Annotated in this window: 20 protein-coding genes and 1 riboswitch; of the genes, 7 read left to right on the top strand and 13 right to left on the bottom strand. The window is 62.3% G+C overall.

Features of this window, described 5'->3' with window-relative positions; translation table 11 throughout:
* Window position 1: 1 nt before the first annotated feature.
* From FNZ07_RS17740 to atzF, 7 genes are read right to left on the bottom strand one after another with little or no spacing between them, the layout of a single operon-like run.
* Complete coding sequence (locus FNZ07_RS17740) at window positions 2-664, bottom strand: cysteine hydrolase family protein (RefSeq protein ID WP_091010505.1); 663 nt, start codon at window positions 662-664, stop codon at window positions 2-4.
* Entirely contained in the window at window positions 661-2,322 is a 1,662-nt protein-coding gene (locus tag FNZ07_RS17735; RefSeq protein ID WP_091010502.1) for an ABC transporter ATP-binding protein, read from the bottom strand. Before FNZ07_RS17735 ends, FNZ07_RS17740 begins: the two co-directional genes overlap by 4 nt.
* Window positions 2,323-2,324: 2 nt before the next feature.
* Entirely contained in the window at window positions 2,325-3,017 is a 693-nt protein-coding gene (biuH, locus tag FNZ07_RS17730) for a biuret amidohydrolase (protein WP_091010500.1), read from the bottom strand.
* A 24-nt stretch (window positions 3,018-3,041) separates the two neighbouring features.
* Window positions 3,042-3,968, bottom strand: coding sequence for an ABC transporter permease (locus FNZ07_RS17725; protein ID WP_091010498.1), 927 nt, complete (start codon window positions 3,966-3,968; stop codon window positions 3,042-3,044).
* On the bottom strand, window positions 3,961-5,100 hold the full coding sequence (locus FNZ07_RS17720) for an ABC transporter permease (RefSeq protein ID WP_091010496.1): 1,140 nt from the start codon (window positions 5,098-5,100) through the stop codon (window positions 3,961-3,963). Before FNZ07_RS17720 ends, FNZ07_RS17725 begins: the two co-directional genes overlap by 8 nt.
* Window positions 5,101-5,139: 39 nt before the next feature.
* Window positions 5,140-6,237: a BMP family ABC transporter substrate-binding protein gene (locus FNZ07_RS17715; protein ID WP_091010494.1), complete on the bottom strand. Its 1,098-nt coding sequence runs from the start codon at window positions 6,235-6,237 to the stop codon at window positions 5,140-5,142.
* A gap of 35 nt (window positions 6,238-6,272) precedes the next feature.
* Complete coding sequence (atzF, locus tag FNZ07_RS17710) at window positions 6,273-8,120, bottom strand: allophanate hydrolase (protein ID WP_091010925.1); 1,848 nt, start codon at window positions 8,118-8,120, stop codon at window positions 6,273-6,275.
* A gap of 462 nt (window positions 8,121-8,582) precedes the next feature.
* On the opposite strand from atzF, the gene FNZ07_RS17705 reads away from it, so the two are divergent.
* The 5 genes from FNZ07_RS17705 to FNZ07_RS17690 all read left to right on the top strand — a co-directional run bounded on the left by FNZ07_RS17705 (window position 8,583) and on the right by FNZ07_RS17690 (window position 13,488).
* Window positions 8,583-10,874 carry a PA14 domain-containing protein gene (locus FNZ07_RS17705; protein ID WP_245811418.1) on the top strand — a complete coding sequence of 764 codons (2,292 nt, stop codon included), beginning with the start codon at window positions 8,583-8,585 and terminating at the stop codon, window positions 10,872-10,874.
* Window positions 10,875-11,219: 345 nt separating this feature from the next.
* Window positions 11,220-11,354 carry a divalent metal cation transporter gene (locus tag FNZ07_RS33675; protein ID WP_170275787.1) on the top strand — a complete coding sequence of 45 codons (135 nt, stop codon included), beginning with the start codon at window positions 11,220-11,222 and terminating at the stop codon, window positions 11,352-11,354.
* Window positions 11,355-11,447: 93 nt separating this feature from the next.
* Window positions 11,448-12,047, top strand: coding sequence for a sigma-70 family RNA polymerase sigma factor (locus FNZ07_RS17700; RefSeq protein WP_091010492.1), 600 nt, complete (start codon window positions 11,448-11,450; stop codon window positions 12,045-12,047).
* Entirely contained in the window at window positions 12,044-12,775 is a 732-nt protein-coding gene (locus tag FNZ07_RS17695) for an anti-sigma factor (RefSeq protein ID WP_091010489.1), read from the top strand. The genes FNZ07_RS17700 and FNZ07_RS17695 overlap by 4 nt, the downstream gene beginning before the upstream one ends.
* Before the next feature lie 221 nt (window positions 12,776-12,996).
* Window positions 12,997-13,488, top strand: a complete 492-nt coding sequence (locus FNZ07_RS17690) for a fasciclin domain-containing protein (protein WP_235851444.1) — start codon at window positions 12,997-12,999, stop codon at window positions 13,486-13,488.
* Window positions 13,489-13,542: 54 nt separating this feature from the next.
* Here the strand turns inward: FNZ07_RS17690 and FNZ07_RS17685 are convergent, their stop codons facing one another.
* From FNZ07_RS17685 to FNZ07_RS17675, 3 genes are all read right to left on the bottom strand, one after another.
* Window positions 13,543-14,997, bottom strand: coding sequence for a DEAD/DEAH box helicase (locus tag FNZ07_RS17685; RefSeq protein WP_091010485.1), 1,455 nt, complete (start codon window positions 14,995-14,997; stop codon window positions 13,543-13,545).
* Window positions 14,998-15,042: 45 nt separating this feature from the next.
* Window positions 15,043-16,272, bottom strand: coding sequence for a D-amino acid dehydrogenase (locus tag FNZ07_RS17680; protein WP_091010483.1), 1,230 nt, complete (start codon window positions 16,270-16,272; stop codon window positions 15,043-15,045).
* 40 nt (window positions 16,273-16,312) lie between these two features.
* Window positions 16,313-16,420, bottom strand: a riboswitch (glycine riboswitch).
* Between the two features lie 160 nt (window positions 16,421-16,580).
* Window positions 16,581-16,844 carry a type II toxin-antitoxin system HicB family antitoxin gene (locus tag FNZ07_RS17675; RefSeq protein ID WP_091010481.1) on the bottom strand — a complete coding sequence of 88 codons (264 nt, stop codon included), beginning with the start codon at window positions 16,842-16,844 and terminating at the stop codon, window positions 16,581-16,583.
* A 126-nt stretch (window positions 16,845-16,970) separates the two neighbouring features.
* Between FNZ07_RS17675 and FNZ07_RS17670 the strand changes: the two genes are divergently transcribed.
* Entirely contained in the window at window positions 16,971-17,603 is a 633-nt protein-coding gene (locus FNZ07_RS17670) for a uracil-DNA glycosylase family protein (RefSeq protein WP_091010479.1), read from the top strand.
* Between the two features lie 57 nt (window positions 17,604-17,660).
* On the opposite strand, the gene FNZ07_RS17665 is transcribed toward FNZ07_RS17670, so the two are convergent.
* The 3 genes from FNZ07_RS17665 to FNZ07_RS17655 form a co-directional block, all read right to left on the bottom strand.
* Window positions 17,661-18,119: a GNAT family N-acetyltransferase gene (locus FNZ07_RS17665; protein WP_091010478.1), complete on the bottom strand. Its 459-nt coding sequence runs from the start codon at window positions 18,117-18,119 to the stop codon at window positions 17,661-17,663.
* A gap of 29 nt (window positions 18,120-18,148) precedes the next feature.
* The gene (locus FNZ07_RS17660; RefSeq protein WP_091010475.1) at window positions 18,149-19,156 is read right to left on the bottom strand and encodes a sterol desaturase family protein; all 1,008 of its coding nucleotides are present in this window, start codon (window positions 19,154-19,156) and stop codon (window positions 18,149-18,151) included.
* A 71-nt stretch (window positions 19,157-19,227) separates the two neighbouring features.
* Window positions 19,228-20,238 (bottom strand): YncE family protein, encoded by a 1,011-nt coding sequence (locus FNZ07_RS17655; RefSeq protein WP_091010472.1) that lies wholly within the window; start codon window positions 20,236-20,238, stop codon window positions 19,228-19,230.
* Window positions 20,239-20,670: 432 nt separating this feature from the next.
* On the opposite strand from FNZ07_RS17655, the gene FNZ07_RS17650 reads away from it, so the two are divergent.
* A complete protein-coding gene (locus FNZ07_RS17650) occupies window positions 20,671-22,353 on the top strand; it encodes a SulP family inorganic anion transporter (RefSeq protein WP_091010470.1) in 1,683 nt (560 codons plus the stop codon).
* The last annotated feature ends 14 nt before the right edge of the window (window positions 22,354-22,367 follow it).

Here is a 22,367-nt window from a genome sequence, read left to right as displayed (position 1 = left end):
GTCATCGCTCCATCGTGAACGCCGCAAGCGGCGCTGTCCAGCCGACAATGCCGCCCTGCGAACGGATCATCTCGAGACTCGCCTGTTTGAACGCAGGAAAATAGCTTGCCGTTGCGTCTTCGACGAGTAGACAGGTGTAGCCGCGATCGTTGGCTTCACGCATTGAGGACTGCACGCACACTTCCGTCGTCACGCCCGCAAACACCAGATGCGTGATCTCGCGTGCGCGCAGTTCGTCGTCGAGCGTGGTCACATAGAACGCGCCTTTGCCGGGCTTATCGATCACGATTTCGCCCGCGGCCGGCGCGAGCGCGTCGACGATCGCATTGCCCGGTTCGCCGCGCACGAGAATGCGCCCCATCGGTCCCGGATCGCCGATTCGCATGCGTGGTGTGCCGCGCAGCCGCTTCGCGGGCGGACAGTCGGACAGATCCGGCGCATGCGACTCGCGTGTATGCACGATCGTCCAGCCGTCGGTCCGCGCGAGCGCCAGCAGTTCTGCAACGGCCGGCACGATCGCGGCAAGCAGCGAGACATCATTGCCGAGCGACTCGCCAAAGCCACCGGGTTCGATGAAATCGCGCTGCATGTCGATCACGATCAACGCGGTGTGTGACGCGTCGAATGCGAACGGTCCCGGTTGTGCGGCGATTTCGACGGTCATGGTTTAGCTCCGGAGTAAGCAGACGCACGTGACGATTGCGGCGCCACGGCGGCTCGCTCCGACGTATGCGTTGGCTCGCTGCTGTGCCCCGCCATGTGTTGACCCAACACCGCACGCTCGGCCTGCTCTGCCGGTGTTTCGAACACCAGTCGGCCTTCCGCCATCACCGCGATCCGGTCCGCGAGTTCGAGCAGCTCATCGAGATCTTCGCTAACGAGCAACACCGCCGCGCCTGCATCGCGCGCTGCGAGCAAGCGTGCATGAATGTCGGCCACCGACGCGAAGTCGAGACCAAACACAGGATTCGCGACGATCAACACGTCCACCGGTTGACCGAGTTCGCGCGCCAGCACCGCGCGCTGCACGTTGCCGCCCGAGAGCGTGCCGATCGCACGCTCGGGGACCGGCGGCCGCACGTTGAAATCGTGAATCCGGCGTTCGGCGCGTGCGCGCAATGCGGCGCGGTCGAGTCGCCAGCCGCCGCGGCGAACCGGCGCGCGATCGAAATCGCGCAAGGCCAGGTTCTCCGCAATGCTCATGCCGGCCACGCAGGCATTTTTCAACGGCTCTTCGGGGATCGCGAACACGCGCAGCGCAGTCATTTCTTCGCGAGTCGCGCGATACGGCCGGTCGGCGATCCGCATTTCGCCCGCTGCAAGGTGCCGTTGGCCGACCAGTGCTTCGACCAGTTCTTTCTGTCCGTTCCCCGATACTCCCGCGAGACCGAGAATTTCGCCGGCACGCACATCGAGCGTGACGTGTCGTACCGCTGTGTGGCCGCGATCGTCGTCGATCGAGACATCGCGCATCGCGAGCCGTACCGGTGCCTCGCGATCGACCGGTCGGCGTGCGGCGCGTTCTGGCGCGGCCGGCACATGCAACGGTGCTGAGCCGGACGACGCATCGGCGGTGCCCATCATCCAGTTCGCGAGTTGCTCGCGCCCAGTGTTCACCACCGCCGAGGTGCCCACGCAGCGCCCTTTGCGCAACACGGTCACATCGTCGGCGTACGCCATCACTTCGCGAAACTTGTGCGTGATCATCAACACGGTCAATTCGCAGCGCGTCGTCAACGCGCGCATCAGGCCGAGTACTTCATCTGCTTCCTGCGGCGTCAGCACCGAGGTCGGCTCGTCGAGAATCAGGAAGCGTTGTTGCAAGTACAACTGCTTCAAGATCTCGAGCTTCTGCTTTTCTCCCGCGGCTAACCCTGCGACCGGCGCATCAAGCGGCAACCTGAACGGCATGCGTTGCATGAACACGGTCAGTGCCGCGCGCTCGGTTTTCCAGTCGATCGTCCACGGCAGGCTACCGCGCGTGAGCAGCAGGTTCTCTTCTACCGACAACCCCGCGGCAAGCGTGAAGTGCTGATACACCATGCCAATGCCAAGTGCCTGCGCATCGCGCGGCGATGCAATCGCGACCTCACGACCGTCGACGACGATCTGCCCTTCGTCGAGCAACCCATACCCGACGAGTCCCTTCACCAGCGTGCTCTTGCCTGCGCCGTTTTCGCCGAGCAGTGCGTGTATCGTGCCCGGAGCGATCTTGATCGAGACGTCGTCGAGTGCGCGAAACGCGCCGAACGATTTCGACGCACCCAGCACTTCGATGCCCGCGGCGCCGGAACGCGCCGGCAACTGTCCGATGGCAGCCATGATCAGCCGCCGAGCGCTGCGAGCAGCGCTTGCGAATCGGACACCGTGCCGAACACACCGCCCTGCATCGTGATCATATGCAGCGCGGCAGCGTGATTGCTCTGGTCGGTCGCGCCGCAGCAGTCCGCCAGCACGGTGCATTCGAAGCCGCGATCGTTTGCTTCGCGCATCGTGGTGTGGACGCAGACATCGGTGGTGATGCCGGTCAGCACGAGATTCTCGATGCCGCGTGTGCGCAGGATCAGTTCGAGATCGGTGGCACAAAACGAGCCCTTGCCTGGCTTGTCGATCACGATCTCGCCGGGCAGTGGTGCGAGTTCGTCGATGATCTGCCAGCCCGGTTCGCCGCGCACGAGGATCTTGCCGCACGGACCCGCATCGCCGATGCCGACACCGTCGGTCCCCGCGCGCCGGCTACGCCAGCGTTTATTGGCGGGGAGATCGGAGAGGTCCGGACGATGCCCCTCGCGCGTATGAATGATCGTGAAGCCCTGTGCGCGCATCACCGCAAGCACACCGCGAATCGGTTCGATCGGTGCGCGCGTCAGCGACAGGTCATACCCCATCTTGTCAACGTAACCGCCGTAGCCGCAGAAATCCGTCTGCATATCGATGATGACGAGTGCAGTGTTCGCGGCTTGCAGATCGCCGTTATACGGCCAGGGGTACGGTCTGGCTTCGATGTATCGGTTCATGTTTATCGATCCTTGCGGAGAATCTCAGCGCGTCAGACTCAGCTCGCCCGGCGCGCCGGCAAGCGTGCGGTCCGGGCGACAGTTGACGATCATGATCAGCAGCGTCAGCACATACGGCGCCGCGTTGTACAGGTAGTAGCCACTCGTCACGCCGATCGCCTGCAGCGCGGGACCGAGCGCACCGGCCGCGCCGAACAGCAACGCCGCGTACAGACAGCGCAGCGGCTGCCAGCGCGCGAAGATCACGAGGGCCACTGCCATCAAGCCCTGCCCGCTCGACAGTCCTTCGTTCCAGCTGCCCGGATAGACAAGCGACAGATAAGCGCCGCCGACACCCGCGCAGAAACCGCCCACCGCGGTGGCCGCGATACGGATGCGTGTGAGCGGATAGCCCAGCGCGCGCGCCGCCTCCGCGTGATCGCCGACGAGCCGGAGCGTCATGCCCCAACGCGTATTGCGCAGTCCCCATTGCAAGACGAAGGCAAGCACCACACCGATCGCAAACAAGGGGTTGATGTGCAGCGCGTTGTGCAGTTGCGACGAGGCGGTCCAGCGACCGAAATCGAGCGACGCCAGCATCGGCGCCTGCGGTTCGATAAACGGCTTGCCGAGAAAGAATGCGAGACCCGTACCGAGCAGCATCAACGCAATCCCGAACGCGATATCGGACACGCGCGGCAACGAACACACAAGACCGTGCAGGCAACCGAACAGCAATCCGACCAGTCCCGCGGCAAGCACACCGAGCCACGCCGAACCGGACAGATAGCTCGCCGCATAGCCGCTCATCGCGCCGGACACGAGAATGCCCTCCAGCCCGAGATTCACGCGACCGCCTTTCTCGGTCAGACACTCGCCGAGACTCACGAACAGATACGGCGTGCTCACGCGAATCGCACCTGCGATCAACGACAACAGCAACACCACAAGCGGCGAATGCATGTCAGGCATGAGTCTTCTCCATCTGAACCGGTACCGCTGTCGCCGCCAGCGCCTGCAACTTCACGCGCCACGCGGCGAGCCGTCCGCCAAGCGCTTCCCACGCGAGCAAATTCGCGAACAGCAATCCCTGTAGAACCAGCGTGGTCGCATCGGGTAGACCGAGGCGCCGCTGCAACAAGCTGCCGCTCGCCTCGATACCGCCAACGATCACCGCGCAAACGACAATCGCCAGCGGATTCTGGCGCGCGGCAAACGCAACGAGAATGCCGCTATAGCCGTAACCGACGAGCAGAGCCGCATTCGCACTGCCTTGCACGGCTGCGACTTCGAACATACCGGCCAGACCGGCCGCCGCACCGCCGAGCACGCACGCAGCGAGCGCGAGTCTCGCGACCGGCAAACCAACGAGACGCGCAGCCCGCACGTTGCCGCCGACCACGCGCATCGCGAAACCGCGCGTGCTGTGCCTGACGAACACCCACGCCGCGACGCATGCGAGCACACCCCACAACAAGCCCCAATGCACATCGAGCCCCGGCAGCGAACCGATAGTCAGCGCATCCGGCACCGGCAACGTCGACGGTTTGTTCAGACTCGCCGGATCGCGCAACGGTCCTTCGACAAGAAACTTGAATAGCGCGATCGCGATATACGACATCAGCAGGCTGCTGATCGTCTCGTTGACACCGCGCCGGTGACGCAGCGCGCCGACTGCGCCGATCCATGCGCCGCCGGCCAGCATGCCTGCGAGCGCCATCAGCGGAGTCGCGACGAACCACGGCGTAGCGGTCGGCAACCACTGCGGCATCACGGCGGCCGCGAGCCCGCCAAGCGCAAGCGCCCCTTCGCCGCCGATCACAATCAGGCCAACCTGCGCCGGCAACGCCACGCATAACGCGGTCAGCATCAGCGGCGCAGCGCGCAGCAAGGTGCTCTGCCACGCAAACGACGAACCAAACGCGCCTTCGAAAATCAACCCGATCGCATCGAGTGCAGGCGCACCCTGCACGAGCAGAAACAGCATGAACAGCAGCAGCGTGCCGGTCAGCGCGAGCAAGGTCGGCAATGCGGGCAGCACGCCGAGAACCAGCCGCGCGGCATTTGCGTTGGTACTTGCGTTGGCATTTGCGTTAGTAAGCATCGACGCTCCTTGAGAAATGACACGCCGCAACGAAGCACATCAAATCTGCCCAACCACACCCGCCACGAGATAGTTCATGCTTTCGAGCACGTAGTCCGTCTGCACATGACTCACGCCATCGGCAATCGCAACACCGCCCTTGTTGTCCTTGACCGGTCCCTTGAAGATCACGAACTGACCGGCCATCATCTTTGCCTTGACTGCGTCGGCGTTCGACTTCGCTTCGGGCGTCACCTTCGTGCCATATGGCGACATCTTCACGAAGCCTTCTTTCAGGCCGCCGCGCAGGATGTTCGGTTGCGGCTTGCCCGCCTGTGCATTGGCGACGATGAGCCGGAACGGTGTCGCCCAGTCCCATTCCGCGCCGGTCAGGTAGCCCTTCGGCGCGAGCGCTGCCTGGCTTGCGTGATAACCGCAGCTCATTGCGCCGCGCTTCTCGGCAGTTTCGATCACGACCTTCGGACTGTCGACGTGGCAGGTCAGTACGTCGCATCCCTGATCGATGAGACTGTTGGTCGCTTCTGCTTCCTTGACCGGCATCGACCAGTCGCCGGTGAAGATCACGTGAGTCGTGATCGACGGATCGACCGATTGCGCGCCCAATGTGAACGCGTTGATATTGCGCAGCACCTGCGGGATCGGCTTCGCGGCAACGAAGCCGAGTTTCTTGCTCTTGCTCATATGGCCCGCGACGACGCCGTTCAGGTACTGGCATTCGTCGATATAACCGAAGTAGCTCACGATGTTCGGCGGGTTGCCCTGCTTCCACAGGCCGCCACAATGCGCGAAACGAACCTTCGGATACTTCGCGGCAATCTTCAGCACATGCGGATCGAAGTAGCCGAACGAGGTCGCGAAGATCAGCGTCGCGCCGTCCTGTTCGATCATCGCCTCCATCGACTTCTGCACCGCGATCGTTTCCGGCACGTTCTCTTCTTCGACGACTTTCACATTGGGCAGCTTCTTCACGACGTTCGCCGCCGCGGCTTCCGCCTGGTTGTAACCGTAGTCGCCGCGCGCGCCGACATAGATCGCGCCGACCGTGAGCGGACTCGCCGCGAAGATCGATTTGAAAGGCAGCATCGAGCCGAGCGTCAGCAGGCCTGCGTGCTTGAGGAAATCGCGACGATGGGTCATGGCGTGATCCGTTTCAGAGTGTTGGAGAAAGTTGGTTATTGAATCGGTGCAGCGACGCTGTCCAGATAGGCGAGCCATCCGCCGTGCGCGGTGATGTCGAGCGCACCGGCTTGATCGGCAAGCGCGGCCGGCTCGCAGATGAAACCCTTCACGCTGCGGCCGTCGGCAACCTGCACGGTGCCGATCCCGAGCGGTGCCGGAATCTGCGCGACAAACGAGCCGAAGTGGCGCAGCGGCACTTGCCATAGTTCGATGGCGATTGCATTTGTGTGTGCGGTGGCCACCGACATGCGCGCGAGTGCGGGCTTCGGTGGTGTCGTCCCGGCTAGTGCGAAGAGCTGATAGTCCGGTGTCGTGCGGGTCGCTTCGATAAATCGCGCCCCTGCTTCGTGCAATTGCCGGTTCAACGGCTGACCGCGCAGATGCGCGCCGACTACAGCAAGCACGACCGACGGCTCGCTGCTGGGCAACGGTTGCGATTCGATGCAGGCGGCTTCGTGCGACTCGGACTCGAAGAAACGCGCCTGAATGCGCGCACCCAATACCGCCAACCGATGATCCGCGCCGGCCGGTGCGATCAGCGTGACGCCGGCAGGCAGACCGTCGCCGCGGCGCACACACGGCACCGCTAACGCACACAGGTCCAGCAGATTGACGAAGTTCGTGTAGTAACCGAGCTGGCTGTTCAGTTCGATCGGGTTGGCCTGCACCGCGGCGATGGTCGGATGCGTTGGCGTGGTCGGGACGATCAGCACATCGATGTCATCGAAGAGCTTGTCGGCCTGCCGTTTCAATTCGGCGAGACGGTATTGCGCGTTGAACGTATCGACTGCGCTGTAGCGGTCCGCTTTCGCGATCACGGCGGCGACGACCGGGTCGATCGCATCGCGCTGCGCGTCGAAGAATGCGCCGATAGCCGCGCGCCTCTCCGCGACCCATGGGCCGTCGTAGAGCAACGCGGAGACTTGCGTGAGCGGCGTGAGATCGATGGGCAGCGGTTGCGCCTGCAACACCTCCGACAGTCCATCGAGCGACGCCTGAAATGCCTGAGCCGCCTCGCCATCGCCGAAGAACTCCGCACGCGCGGGCACGCCGATGCGCGGCGGCGCCGAAGTCGGAGCGAGCACGCTCACCTCGCGCGCGAAACTATCGGACGCGTCGAAGCGCGCGAGTTGTGCGAGGACGTGCCAGGCGTCGGCGACATCGTTGGCGAAAATCGATACGCAGTCGAGGCTTTTGCACGCCGGCACGACGCCGCGCTTGCTGACCAGCCCAAGCGTCGGCTTCAGGCCGACGAGTTCGTTAAAGCCTGCGGGCACGCGCCCCGATCCTGCCGTATCGGTGCCCAGCGAGAACGCGACGCAACCGCTCGCGACCGCGACCGCCGAACCCGAACTCGAGCCACCCGACACACGTTCGGGAAACTCCACCTGGCGCACCGCGCCGTACGGCGAACGCACGCCGACGAGACCCGTCGCAAACTGATCGAGATTGGTCTTGCCGACCAGAATTGCACCGGCCTCCAGCAGAAGCTGCACGGCAAACGCAGATTCATGCGGCGTATACGCGAACGCCGGGCAGGCCGCCGTAGTTGGCATGCCCGCCACGTCGATGTTGTCCTTCACCGCGAACGGCACGCCGAACAGCGGCATGAGTTCCAGCACCGAGACGCCCCCGGCGCGGTATAGCGCTTCGAGTTCTGCGGCGCGCGCGTATAGCGCTTCGGCGGCGACGCGTTGCGTCCATATCTCGGGCCGGTCGATCGACTCGATTCGCTGTAACACTGCCTCGACACACTGTGTCGGCGTGAGGGTGCCTTGCGCGTAGCGATCGCCTAGCGTTTCGATCGAAAGAGCGGCCCGGGTGTTGAGTTGATCGTTCATGAGTCCAATCTTGAATACAAGATTGGATGCGTATTGCAGAAAGCGTGCCATTGCGCATATCCGTGCGGCGATCGAGCGCGTCCGGTCTTATGCAGCAAGGCTTCTACGGCGTTTGTCTCAAGGGCTCAGTGGGCACCTGGCCCATCCTGACGAGGTCGCAGCAAGATCGACGAATGTGCATCGATCCCAACAACGGTGCGATGGGGCGCCACCATGGATCTTCCGTCGGAACGGGCACCGGCTACGTTAGGCCTAAGCGTGCCGCCGCGTTCTTTCAGGGTTAGTCCTGATAGAGATATCTCTTAGTAATAATATTATTCATCATCTAAATTCATTACCAAAACTTCCCTGCAAGCGCCTGCGGTTCTGGCGTAGCACTGTATCGTCCGTCCAAAGGACGTTCGGAATAAATTAATAATAATGACCCAGACCTCTTATTAGACGGGATCTCAGGAGATACAGGTGCGCAATTATCTGGTGCTGGCGGCAGCAGCGATGCTGGCCGCTTGCGGCGGCAATGGCGATTCGCCATCGGCCGTCTCGACATCAAACAAGCAGGTGTCGGTGGCCGCTAACGCGGCGGCTGCATCGGCTGCGGCGGCGTCGAATGTAGAAAGCGAATTCAAGGCGGCGCAAGGCGTTGCGCTCGGGATGAAGACCACCACGCCGCCGGTCGTGATCCGCGATCCCGACCAGAACCTGCCGCCGTACACACCGCCCCCGCCGCCCCCTGTGCTGTCGACTACGACGCTCAGCTTCGGCGACTTCACGAGCTATCTCTCGCCCGGTTCGACCCAGGGCTGGGCGCCGGGCACGACGAGCGGCAGCGTAACGATTCCCGCCCCCGCGACCAACGGTACCGGGGCCGGCGACAAGGCCGTCGCGCTCGCGAATACGTATACGACCGCCTCGTACGAAGCCGACGTGACGGTTACGCCACCGGTCGGCAACGGCCCGGCAAACGCGGGCTTTATCGTCCGCACGACCAACCCGACGGCCGGCGGCTTCGACAGCCTGACCGGTTACTTCATCGGTCTCGACACCGCCGCGCACACGCTCGTGGTGGGCCGCGAGAACAACAACTGGACCAACTTCATCGACTATCCGATCAGCACGATAGTGGGTGGCAGCACGCACCATCTGAAGGTCACGACGAGCGGCACGGCGATCACCGTCGATCTCGACCAGCAACGCGTGCTGAGCCTCAACGACGCGACCAACGCACTGCCTGCGGCGTTCGCGTCGGGCAGCTTCGGCCTGCGCCGCTTCGGTGTCGGTGCGACGTTCAGCAACATCACGATCAAGACGTACCCGACGGTCACCTCGCCGACCTACGATTTCTCGAAGGTGGTCGGCATGGTGTACTCGTCGTCGACCGCGGTGAACGCAATCGACTTCTGGCAGAACTACGATCCCGCCGTCGTGAACCGCGAACTGACCTACGCGCAGACGTACGGCATCAACACGATCTCGGTGTACCTGCACTACCTGGTATGGGCCAACGATCGTGTCGCGTTCCTGAGCAAGTTCGAGAACCTGCTCGAGATCGCCGCGCGTCACGGCATCAAGGTGTCACCGATCTTCTATGACGACTGCTGGAACCAGACACCGGAATACGGTCCGCAGCCCGCGCCGATCTGGGGCGTGCATAACAGCCGGTGGGTACAGTCGCCAGGTACACCGATCGAACAGGCGTACTTCCAGCCGAGTGCGTCGAATCCGAACGTGACGTACAAGGCGAGCCTCGCGAACTACATCACCGACTTCGTCGCGCCGCACCGGAACGATCCACGTATCGTCTTCTGGGAGCCGATGAACGAACCCGGTTGCAGCGGTAACGGCGCACTGCAGGAAACGCGTGCGGTGATGATGAACGACGCGCGCATTGCGATCCTGAATGCGGGCGCGACGCAACCGATCAACTCGCCGCAGGTGCAGGAAGACGAAGGCAGCTACTTCTCCGACTTCTACGCGTTCCACCCGTACAACAATCCGTACACCGGTCCGATCAACGGCAGCAGCGTCAATGCGTTGAACTCGGAAACGCTGCAACGCGGTTTTCCGGGGACGACCGGCCAGACGATGGCGGGTATTGTTTCGAACTACGGCGGCACGACGGGCTTCATCATCTGGGAGTTGATGATCGGTCGCACGAATACGCGCTTCCATTGGGGGCAAGTACCGAGCGCACCTGCTACCGTCGAACCGGCGACGCCGTTCCAGGGGACGATCTATCCTGACGGGCACCCGTGGTCGACGGCGGAGATGCAGGCGTTGACCGGTGGGTTCTATGTGAAGCTGCCTGTGCTGAATGTCGGGTACTACAACGATCCGACTTTCAATAGTGCTCCGGTGAAGACTTCGATTACGCCGTTGATCGACTTCGATCTGAATACTGAGCGCGGGACTGATTCGCCGGATGCTTCGGCGGGGGTGAATGCTACCGGCTATGGCGTGCGGTGGACTGGGGCAATCGAAGCTGCGGTTAACGGGCCGTACCGGTTCTCGATCAATAGCGATAACGTGGCGCGTCTGTGGATCGATGGCGTGGAGGTGATCAACAAGAAGAGTGCGTCGCTGTCGACGGTGAGCGGTACGGTCTGGTTGAAAGCGCGGCGACATGCTTCGATCAAGGTCGAGTATGTGCATAACACCGGCGCGGCGAGTATGCATCTGACGTGGTGGAGTCCGTTTGCGCGTAGGCCGGATGGGTTGCGGATTGTGCCTTCGGGTTCGCTTGTGTCTTCGGACTGAAGTGTCATCAGGTACTGCAGAAAGTGAGAACTGTGGCGGATAGGTGAAAAACCATCGCCACAGTTCGTGCAAAAATCCGTGCGGCCGATACTTCCTGCTGGAACCCGGCCGCCCGCCACTACCGGGCTCCTCTCATTCGCCGACGTTCGTCGCGAACTGCCTCTCTACCCTGCGCCGCCGATCGACGCTATCGCGCGGCGTCGTCGACTATATTTTTGTTCGCCTGCATCCGTCGATCCATCCGCTCCGTAGAGGTCAATGAGGACTCGCCGTCTCTCCGGAAGGTGATTTCGCTCTTCGTTGAAAGACGGTTTGTCTTCGCGCCTGCGATGACGGTTCGTGACAATGTTGCCGGCATTTGTTGTAATCGGTTTTGGTGCGAATCCGACCCGGGCCTTGATCGTCAGTCAGGTGGTACTCAGTATTGCGCTTCCGGTACCGATGGCGATGATCGTCTGGTTTTCGTCGAGCAGGCGATGACCACATGCGCAGACAGCACGCGCTTTGAGTGGCCACCACACGGCGACGTTGCTGTTATTCCCGATTACGCGCAGCCAACCCGCAGGGAGCGCGATGGACATGCAACGAAATGCAGCGACCGATGACGACCGTCTGTTGAACGGAGTTGAGGCCCATCGCCGCAATGAGCTGAACCGCCTGTTGCATGAGGCGGGCGAAGGCGACCAGGCAGCATTCGCCGCGCTCTATCAACGCACCTCCGCCAAACTGTTCGGCGTGTGCGTGAGAATGCTGCGCGATCGCGGTGAAGCCGAAGAAGTGCTTCAAGACGTCTATGTCACGGTATGGCGCCAGGCTGCAAGCTTCGACCCAGGGCTCGCCAGCGCCGTTACCTGGCTCGCGACCATCGCGCGCAACCGGGCCATCGATCGCTTACGGCGCCGCCGCGAGGAACCGCTGGACGCATCGATGGAAGAGGAACTCGCCGACGAGCATCCTTCGCCGGCCGCAATGGCAGAGCGCAGTCAGGAGAAGCGGCGCCTGGAACGGTGCCTCGACGCACTGCCCGCCCAGCAGGGAACCCTCGTACGAGAAGCCTTTTTTACGGGTGCGACGTATGCCGAACTGGCTGTGCGCCTGAGCGTGCCGCTCGGTACCATGAAAAGCTGGATCCGGCGTAGCCTGATTCAGCTCAAAACCTGCCTCGATCAATGAATACGCCCTCACACGATCCCGACGAACTGCGGTGCGCCGAGTATGCACTGGGCGTGCTCGACGCTGACGAGCGCAGGCAGATCGAGGAGGCGATGCAGCACGACCCCCGGCTCGCCGCGAACGTAGCGCGCTGGCAGGAACGCCTGGTGCCGCTGAGCGAGGATGTCGGCGAGATCGCGCCGGCGCCCTATGTGCTGGCGCGCATCCAGTCCGAACTCGGTTTCGCGTCGGCCGCGCCGTATCGGCCTCGCGCGAGGCTGTGGGACAACGTTCGCTTGTGGCGCTGGGTCGGTATCGGTTCGAGCGTCGCGGCTGTGGTGCTGGCAATCGTGGCCGTGGTGCCTGTCTGGCGTGGACCCGTCGCGGTGCCGGAGGTGCCGGGCAATAGCGGCTACCTGGTTGCGAATATCGGCCGTGAAGACGGTGGAGCAGGATGGACCGCTACCGTCGACGTTCAGCGTGCCCGCATGGTGATCGTTCCGGCGAGCGGCACGGCAGTCGCCGCCGGTCGTTCCACCGAGCTGTGGCTCATCCCGTCGGGCGCTCGACCTGTCTCGCTCGGTGTGATCGCCGCCGACCGGCCGACTATCGTCACGCTGCCGCCAGCCCGACTCGCACAACTGGACCCTCGGGCCATCCTCGCTGTGTCGCTGGAACCGTACGGCGGGTCGCCTACCGGACAGCCAACCGGGCCCGTGCTCGCGAAAGGGGGAATTGGTGGTGCATAAGCCGTTTCTGCGGCAACGCACTTCGCATGTCTGTGTATTTATCGAAGTACGTGCATCCGTCGGTTCGTTCGACCCGTATCTCCGATTGCTTCCAGTCCGGAAGCGTCGATCTTTCGGGGAGAACCGAAATGCAATCCTGTAACCAGATGAAGACCATCGGTGCGATGCTCGCGCTCGCACTGGCGTTGGGAACGGTCGTGCCCGCCGCGACGGCCGGATCGATGTCCACCGACAATACGGTAGAAGTCGGCGGCGCCGCGATGTACCCGTCGAAAAATATCATTGCCAACGCGGTGAATTCGAAAGACCACACGACGCTGGTAGCAGCCGTCAAGGCAGGCGGTCTCGTGGATACGCTGTCGGGCACCGGACCCTTCACGGTCTTCGCACCGACCAACGAGGCATTTGCCGCATTGCCGCCCGGAACCGTCCAGACGCTGCTCAAGCCGGAGAACAAGGCAACGCTCGTGAAAGTGCTCACGTATCACGTCGTACCGGGTCGCATCACCGCGCACGACCTCGCGATGGCAGTCGATCAGGGTGGCGGCAAGGCGAGCCTGAAAACGGTCGAGGGCGATTCGCTGATCGTCAGCAAGGACGGCAAGGGGTGGGCGATCACCGACGACAAGGGCGACGTCGCGCATGTGACGATTGGCGACGTGATGCAATCGAACGGCGTGATTCATGTCGTCGACACGGTACTGATGCCTTGACGTCGGTGTGAAAAGCTCGGCGAGGTCTATGGCTGACGTTACTCGCCCCACGAATCAGGGTTGACGTTTGCCACGACCACCGGCGGATTTGCCAGCCGGCTTACGTGAACCCGCAACCGGCTTGCTGGCGGGTTTGCTGCGTGGTTTTTGCACGCTGAATGGATTACCGCCGGAGAAGCCTGTGCCGCTTGTACTTTTACCTGCAGCCAGAACGCGCTGCGCCGCAGGCTTGCGTTTGTCTTCGCCACTTTGCACCCGCGGTTTTTTGCCAGGCACCTGCACAGCACCCGGCGCAGCTTGCAGCACCTTAGGCTTCTTAAGCTTTTTAGGCTTCTTGATAATCTCGCCTGTAGAACTAGTCTGCGGCACGCGATGCTCAGCTTCAAAACCCGGCTCCTCTTCCCGCCGCAACGTCTGCCGGATCAGCGCTTCAATCGCGGCCAGTTGCGGCGCTTCATCGGCACACACAAGCGACACCGCCACACCACTAGCACCCGCACGACCAGTACGGCCAATACGATGCACATAGTCTTGCGCCACGATCGGCAGATCGACGTTGATCACGAGCGGCAGGTCGTCGATATCGAGCCCGCGCGCAGCCACATCGGTGGCGACCAGCATCTGTACTTCGCCGGTCTTGAAGCGCTCCAGCGCACGCAGACGCGCGGGTTGCGGTTTGTCGCCGTGGATGGTGTCGACCGCATAGCCCGCTTCATCGAGCATGGCCGCCAGGTACTCCACGCCGTTGCGCGTTTTGACGAACACCAGCGCATGCTGCCAGTTGTTCTCCGCCACAAGGTGCATGAAGAGGTCAGGCTTGTTCTTTTTATCCACCGTCACCACCCACTGCTTGATCCTGCTGGCCGTGGCATTGGGCGGGCTGACGCTGATATGGACCGGGGCGCGCAAAATGCTCGCCGCCATGGCACGAATCTCATCGCTAAACGTGGCCGAAAACAGCAAGGTCTGGCGTTGAGTGGGTAACGCAGCAAAGACGGCGTTGAGTTCGCGTGCAAAGCCCAGATCCAGCATGCGATCGGCTTCATCCAGCACCAGCGTTTGCACCTGATCGAACTGCACTGCGTTCTGGCGATTCAGATCCAGCAAACGGCCAGGCGTAGCAACGAGCACATCGACGCCTTTGCGCAACGTCATCATCTGCGGGTTGATACTCACGCCGCCATAGGCGGCAAGAAATCGTAAGTCGAGCCCTTTGCCGTAATCGATAAAGCTTTGCAGCACTTGCTCAGCCAGTTCGCGCGTGGGCACCAGCACCAGAGCACGCGCTCGGTTGCTGAACACTGCCGGGCCGTGTTGCACCAGCCGTTGCAGCAGCGGCAGCGCAAAACCGGCCGTTTTACCCGTGCCGGTCTGCGCCGCAGCCATGACGTCCTTGCCATCGAGCACAACAGGAATCGCCTTGGCCTGCACCGGCGTAGGGGTCTGGTAATCGAGATCCTGCAGATTACGCAGCAACGGCTCGATCAGGCCAAGCGAGGCAAAAGACATGGGCGTTTTTCCGGGCTAAAACCGCGATTCTAGCGGTTACCGCGCTCAATGCCCGAGCGACGCCTCGACTGCCAGCGCGACGCCTTCCGCCGTCGCCGCCGAAAGCGTCCAGCCAAGGTGCCCATGTCCCGTGTTGTAGAACACGCCGCGCCGCCTGCCCGGTCCTACTTTGGGCAGCATGCCCGGCATCATCGGCCGCAGCCCCGCCCACGGCACGACGCGCGACGTCGACACTTCCGGAAAATGCCGACGCGTCCAGTTGATCAACGGCGCAATGCGTTCCGCGCGAATGTCGCGATTGAAGCCGTTGATTTCCGCTGTGCCCGCAACGCGAAAGCGATCGGCGCCCAAACGACTGGTGACGATCTTCGCGCCATCGTCGAGCAGGCTCACCCACGGCGCACTGCGGCGGCTGGTTTCATCGTCGAGACAGACGGTGATCGAGTAACCCTTCACCGGGTACACATTCACGTGATCGCCAAGCATCGCCGCAAACTGTCGGCTATGCGCGCCGGCACACACGATCACGCTGTCGTAGCGATCGCCGTTCGACGGTGCGTCCGGCTGCGTTGCAACGATTTCGAAGCGACCGTCGCTACGCTGCGTGATGTCGGCAATCTCCGTGTCATACAGAAAACGCACACCGTCGCGCACGCACGCGTCGCTGAGGCCGCGCGTGAATTTGTGAATGTCGCCGGTGGAATCGGACGGTGTAAAGAAACCGCCGTAGAAGTTGCTGGTTAGCGTCGGTTCGATCGCGTGGATCTCGCCATCGGTGACGGCACGACGATCGAGCCCGCCTTCACGCAGCAGCACGTTCACCTTCGACGCCGCTTCGAACCCGCGACGATCCGGATACAAGTGCAGAATGCCGCGCGTTTCCAGATCGAAATCGATGTGCTCGCGTTCGGCGATCGAGAAAAGAAACTCGCGCGCCTTGATCGCGAGCCTGACGGTCTCGACGGTATTCGCGCGATACCGTGGAATCTGCGCGAGAAACTCGGCCATCCACGAGTACTTGTGCCAGCTCGGTTTGAGGCTGAGCAGGAGCGGGGCATCCGCGGTGAACATCCAGCGCAGCCCTTTGAGCACGGTCGACGTGCTGTTCCACACTTCCGCGTTACTCGCGGACAACTGGCCGCCATTCGCAAACGAAGTTTCCATCGCGGCGTAGCGATGGCGCTCGATGAGGGTGACGTCGAATCCGCGTTTGCGCAGGGCGTAGGCAGTCGTGACGCCGGTAATACCGGCGCCGATGATGGCGATATGGTGCATGACAAGGTCCAGAAAGAGTTGAGCATCGCCGGTTGGCGTCGATGCCCCATCTGTCCGTGGACCTGAGAGTTTCTTCCCTGCCGTGGCGGCGCGGAAATCCCCTTCGGTGGGCGCGTGAACAACAGCGCCGCTCTCCAGATGTTCTTGCTGCGCGGTCCTGGGTGCCTGAGAGTTTCCGGGGCGGTTGCTCCGTCGGCGTCGTCCGTGAAAACCGGGCGATCTCTTCCGCGCTGCGTTGATGAACACCGGAACGTTATACAAAGCGCGGGGTTTGTGCAAGAGGGGCGCTTTGGCGGTGGCGTTTCTGACTAGGCGTTTTTGATCTTCGACAAGTCGATGTCGATAAGCATCCACGCACCGCCCTGGTAATCTGGATGGCTCAACCACTGCTCGAGCGCTGACGGTGCCGGAACCGGCTCACCATCTGCAAAATGAGCTTCCGCAGCTTCCTGTGCATTGGCCGGAATATCGGCCCAGTCGTCAGCGGCCGAATAGCAGCCGGGAAAGTCGGGAAACTCGATGCCGTGCGCGTGTTTCGCGTCGCCGGGCTGGATATAGGTGGGATACAGCACGATGCCCTCCTTGGCCTTGGGTCCAATCACTTCAGACCCGCATATTTCAGCAGTACACAATCACGAGAGCAAGCAGCGGCCCGCGATACACTTGCCACCTACGTATCCGCGCCCCCACCGATACCCATGCCCGCGTCGCCCCCCACCCCGCTCGACACGCTGCTGCGCGAAATCCGCGCGTGCACGGTCTGCGCCGCTCATCTTCCACACGGCCCGCGTCCGGTCGTAAGGGCGTCTACGAAAGCGCGCATTCTGATTGTCGGACAAGCACCCGGTGCCCGCGTACACGCGAGCGGTATCCCGTGGAACGACGCAAGTGGCAAGCGGCTGCGCACATGGCTCGACGTCGACGACACGACCTTCTACGATGAAACGCAGTTCGCAATTGTGCCGATGGGTTTCTGCTATCCAGGCAAAGGCAAGAGCGGCGACTTGCCGCCGCGGCCCGAGTGCGCGCCGCTATGGCTCGACAGGGTGCTTGCGTTGATGCCGCATATCGAGCTGACGTTGCTGATCGGCCAATACGCACAGCGGCATTTCCTCGCGGAGCGCCGCAAGGAATCGCTCGCCGACACGGTCGCGGCATGGCGCGACTATGCGCCAGCCGTCATCGCGTTGCCTCATCCGTCGCCGCGCAACGTGGCCTGGTTCGTACGACACCCGTGGTTCGATCGTGAAATTCTGCCGATGCTGCGCGCAAGAGTCGGCGAACTGCTGGCCGACGGCGCAACCGGGGCGCTGGCGCAGAGAGCGCGGTAAGAGCGGTAAGCGCGTAACGCACCGCAAGACGATACGAAAGTCGCCGCACCCCGCGCTTTACAACGCCAGCTTGTAACCCTCATGACTCGCAGTGAAACCAAGCCTGTCATAAAACCGCTGCGCGTCCGCCCGGCTCTTGTCGGTAGTCAGTTGAACGAGCCCGCAGTGGCGCGCCCGGCATTCTTCGATGGCCCATTCGATCATGCGCTGGCCAAGACCCGAAGCACGGCGATGCGCCGCGATGCGCACCGCTTCGATCTGCCCGCGCCACATGCCCGTCCGGGCGAGCCCCGGAACAAACGAAAGTTGCAGCGTGCCGATCACCTCGTTGCCGTCGACCACGACCACTAACCGCTGGTTCGTATCGGCTTCAATGGCGCGAAAAGCCTCGACGTACCGGCTGTCGAGCGGTTCGCCCAACACTTCGCGGTGACTGCCGATTGCGTCGTCGGCAAGCAACGCGACGATAGCGGGAACATCGGAGAGCAACGCCGAACGAAAAACAATAGATTCCACAACAACACCTTGTGACTGAAAAGAAGGGTTCAGCGCGTCGCGCCGCCCGCGTAATTGCGCTGTCCGCGCAAACGCTTCACGATCCGGCCAAACGCGTACCACTGTTGCGCAAGCAGACCCTCGCCATACGAACGGGCCGCACCGTGCGGCACCGGCAGCTGGTCGCGAATACCGGTTGGCTCGACGGTACGGTTCCACGACACCGTTCCGAACATCATGTCCCACCACGGAAACAGCACGCCGAAGTTGCAGCCGTAGCGCACGCCTTCGTGACCGTAGCCGATCGCATGATGCCGCCGATGAAAGATCGGGCTCACGATCACGCGTTCAAGCAGCCATCCATAAGGAAGCCGTGCGTTCACGTGCTGCACGCTCTGCATGAAGTTGCCGACGGCGACGAGCACCACGAACTGGGCCGGCTGCACGCCGATGAACAGCGAAATCGCCGCGAAGAACGCGGCCTGAATGATGTCGTCGAGGAAGTGATTGCGATCGTCGGCCCACAGCGACATCTGCTGCTGGCTGTGGTGCACGGCATGCAGTTCCCACCAGACGCCGAAGCGATGCTGCCAGCGGTGATACCAGTAGCCGAAGAAGTCGAGCACGATCAGGTAGATCAGGAACGACACGACCGGTTGATCGGTCACGCCGGGCCAAAGGCTGTCCACGTCGATGTTCGGCACGTTGTAGATCGCCATCAGGCTTTGCCAATGGTTAAACAGTGGCTGCAGCATGAAGAAGAACGCGATGTTGATGATGCCCAGCTTGGCGATCCACGTGTAGATCACGTCCGAGCGCAGTGCCTTGCGATCGGACCAGGCCTCGATGGGTCGCAGCGCTTCGAGTGGCCGCAGTGCGAGATAGGTAACGACGATTTCGAGCACGCCGACAATCACCCAGTAGAGCGCGTCATACGTATCCTCGTCGTAGCCCATCAGCCCGAAACGGTAGAAAAACGGCTGCACCACATCGACGTACAGCAGCGTTTGCAGTGCCGAGATGCCGTTGTCGAGTTGCCCGAGAATTTCGTGAATCATCGAAAACCTCTTGAATTGCGGGTGTTACTCAAAGCTACTGCCCAGACCAGTACCCAAAACCGGAAGCCGCCTCAGTCCGGGTTAGGCGCGTAAATCGGCGCACGGTTCGCAAAAAACAGTCCGTGCGGCGAACGTCCGACCGCAATGGTATCGATAAGTTTATGCGTCGTCAGGTCGATGATGCCCACATGCTTGGCGAAACGAAACGTGACCCACAGGTAGCGGCGATCGGAGGACAGCTCCATATCGTCGGGGCCTGGCATCAGGCCGGTGATGTCCGCGACTTTTGTCAGCGCGTTGTAATCGAGAATACTGATCGTGCTCTCCACGCGGTTCGTGACCGCGATGTGCTGGCCGTCATCGAGATTGCGGAAGTTGTGCGCGCCGCGCCCGGTCTGGATTCGTTTGACGACCTGCTGCTTGTGCCAGTCGATAACCGCAACGTCGTCCTCGCCGGTCATGCCGATCAGCAGATAGCGATCGTTGGGCGTCATCCACAGGCCGGCCGGCGTGTTGCCGATGTGCAGCTTCCACAGCACGGTCTGCGTCGGCAGATCGATCGCGGCGACTTCGCCGGTGTCCTGCAGCGTGACGAATACGGTGCGGTTGTCGGAGGCGAACGTCATGTGGCTCGGCGTCTTCGCGAGCGGCACGCGTTTCGCGAGCACGAGGTTCTGGCCGTCGTAATGGTAGATGTCGACCCGGTCGAGTCTGAGCCCGGCCGTGACGAACCACTTGTGATCCGGTGAGAAGCCAAGCTGATACGGGTCCTCGATATCTTCGAGGCGACGCTGCACCTTGCCCGTGTGCGGATCGAGAAACAGCAGGTCGTTGGACACCGAATCGGCGACGATCAGCGACCGGCCGTCGGGCGTGATCTGCAGATGGTGCGGTTCCTTGCCGGTCGGCTCCGTGCCGATGACCTTATGCGTGGTTTCGTCGATCAGGTTCAGTTGTGCTTCGCCGGAATCGAGCACGATGACGTTGTCGGCGGCATACGCGTGATCCGCTGTGACAAACAGGACGCAAAGCGATGCGGCCAGCGCAGCGGCCCTCTTGATCGAAACGATAGAAAATGACATGAAGATCGGGCTCGTGCGGAAGAGATAAGCGAATCGGAAACCTGCGGGCTAACTAACGCGAGCGAAAAGCGTTGGATGTCGGCGAAATCACGCGACGGCGCGACGGTGCCCTGGGGATCCCAGTGCTCCTCTAACGCGTGAACCCACGCCGCCGATGACACAAAGACCGCAACAAAACGCTGAATTCCCGCGAAATAACGGCTTCGTTTGGCCCAACACTCTACTACGCCGCGCCCGCAGTTCGCCTCGAACCCGCCCAAGCCGTGGTAACTTTGCTGCCTATGTACGGCTGGCCGTCTGGCCTCCAAACGGCTTACGCCGGTTCATCGTTTCATTGCTGCCCGGATACTGACGCTTCGACGCTTCGGCACCTCGACGCTCCACGGTTCCGCTCGATAACTCTTATATACCCAATCTCTTTGGGAAACGGCGATGCGACTTCATCTGTTAAAGGGTGTACTTCCTCTTGGCCGCGCGGCTGCACTGCGCGATGCGCTAGCGGGCATCACGCTCGCGTCGATGAATATTCCCCAGGTGCTCGGCTATGCCCGCATAGCCGGCATGCCCGCGGTAACCGGCCTGTATACGGTATTGCTGCCGATCGTCGCCTTCGCGATTTTCGGTGCCTCCCGCCACCTGGTCGTCGCCGCCGATTCCGCGACCGCAACCATCTTCGCGAGCCAGCTGTCCACCATGGCGCCGATCGCGAGCGGCGCATACGTCGCGCTGGCCGGCGCGGTGGCAATGCTGACCGCGGGGATGCTGCTGCTCGCGCGTATCTTCAAGCTCGGTTTTCTCGCCGATTTTCTGTCGCGCACGGTTCTGGTCGGTTTTCTGTCGGGCGTCGGTGTGCAGGTCGGCATCGCAATGCTCGGCGACATGCTCGGTGTTCCAGGACACGCGTCGCGCACGGTCACGCAGCTCGGGCTGATCCTGCTGCATCTGAACCAGATCAACCTGCCGACGCTGGCCATTTCGTTACTCGTCGTGATCTGCGTCCTGATCAGCAAGCGGTTTGCGCCGAAGCTCCCGGTGTCGCTCTTCGCGGTCATCGCCGGGATCGCCGCGAGTTACTTCTATGACTTTGCCGGCCACGGCATCTCGGTGATCGGACCGGTGGCGGGCGGCTTGCCGTCGCTGCATCTGCCGTTCGTCAGCTTGCGACAAACGCTCGACCTGTTGCCTGTCGCCGCGTCGTGCTTCGCGATGATCGTCGCGCAAAGCGCCGCAGCAGGACGTGTCTTCGCAGAGAAGTATCACGAAACCGTCGATGAAAACGCCGACATTCTGGGGATCGCCGTCGCCAATGCAGCGGCCGCCTTCACGGGCGCGTTTGTCGTCAACGGCAGCCCGACACAGACGGCGATGGCCGAGCGCGCCGGCGCGCGCAGCCAGTTCGCGCAAGTGGTGTTCGCCGCGGTCGTCGTGTTCGTGCTGCTGTTTCTGAGCGGATGGCTGCAGTACCTGCCGCACTGCATTCTGGCCGGCATCGTCTTTACGATTGCAATCGGGCTCGTCAACCTGAAAAGCCTGAGCGCGATTCGCCACGAGACCCCCAGCGAATTCACGCTGGCAGTCTTCACCGCGGCCGCCGTCGTGTTGATCGGTGTGGAACAGGGCATCCTGCTTGCCGTCGTGCTGTCGCTGCTGATACACGTGCGGCACAGCTACCGCCCACACACGATGATGCTGACACCAGGCCCCGATTCGCTGTGGGTGCCGGTGCCGGCCACGCCGGGCTGCGAGACGGCGCCGGGGCTGATCGTCTATCGCTTCGGCGCCGATCTGTTCTACGCCAACGATCATTTCTTCGTCGACGAAGTGCAGAGTCTTGTCGAGCGCGCGCCGGACCCGGTGCACACGTTCATCGTCGACGCCGGGGCGATTACCGATCTGGATTACTCCGCGGCACGTTCGGTCAGCGATCTGTGCGAGTCGCTCAAGGAGCGCGGCATCAAGGTCATCTTCGCGCGCGTGAACCAGTACTTGCGCTCGGACATGAACCGGCATGGCATCAGCAAAGTGCTCGGTGAGACGCAGATCTTCCGGACCATGCACGAAGCGCTGGATGCGGTCGGCATCAAGCCCACGATGGTGAAGACGCGCGAGGCATAGCATCGGTTCGGGCG

Source organism: Paraburkholderia megapolitana, from assembly GCF_007556815.1.
GTDB classification, from domain to species: Bacteria; Pseudomonadota; Gammaproteobacteria; order Burkholderiales; family Burkholderiaceae; genus Paraburkholderia; species Paraburkholderia megapolitana.
Note: the sequence above shows the minus strand (reverse complement) of the source record. Positions and strands in the feature narration are given on the sequence as shown.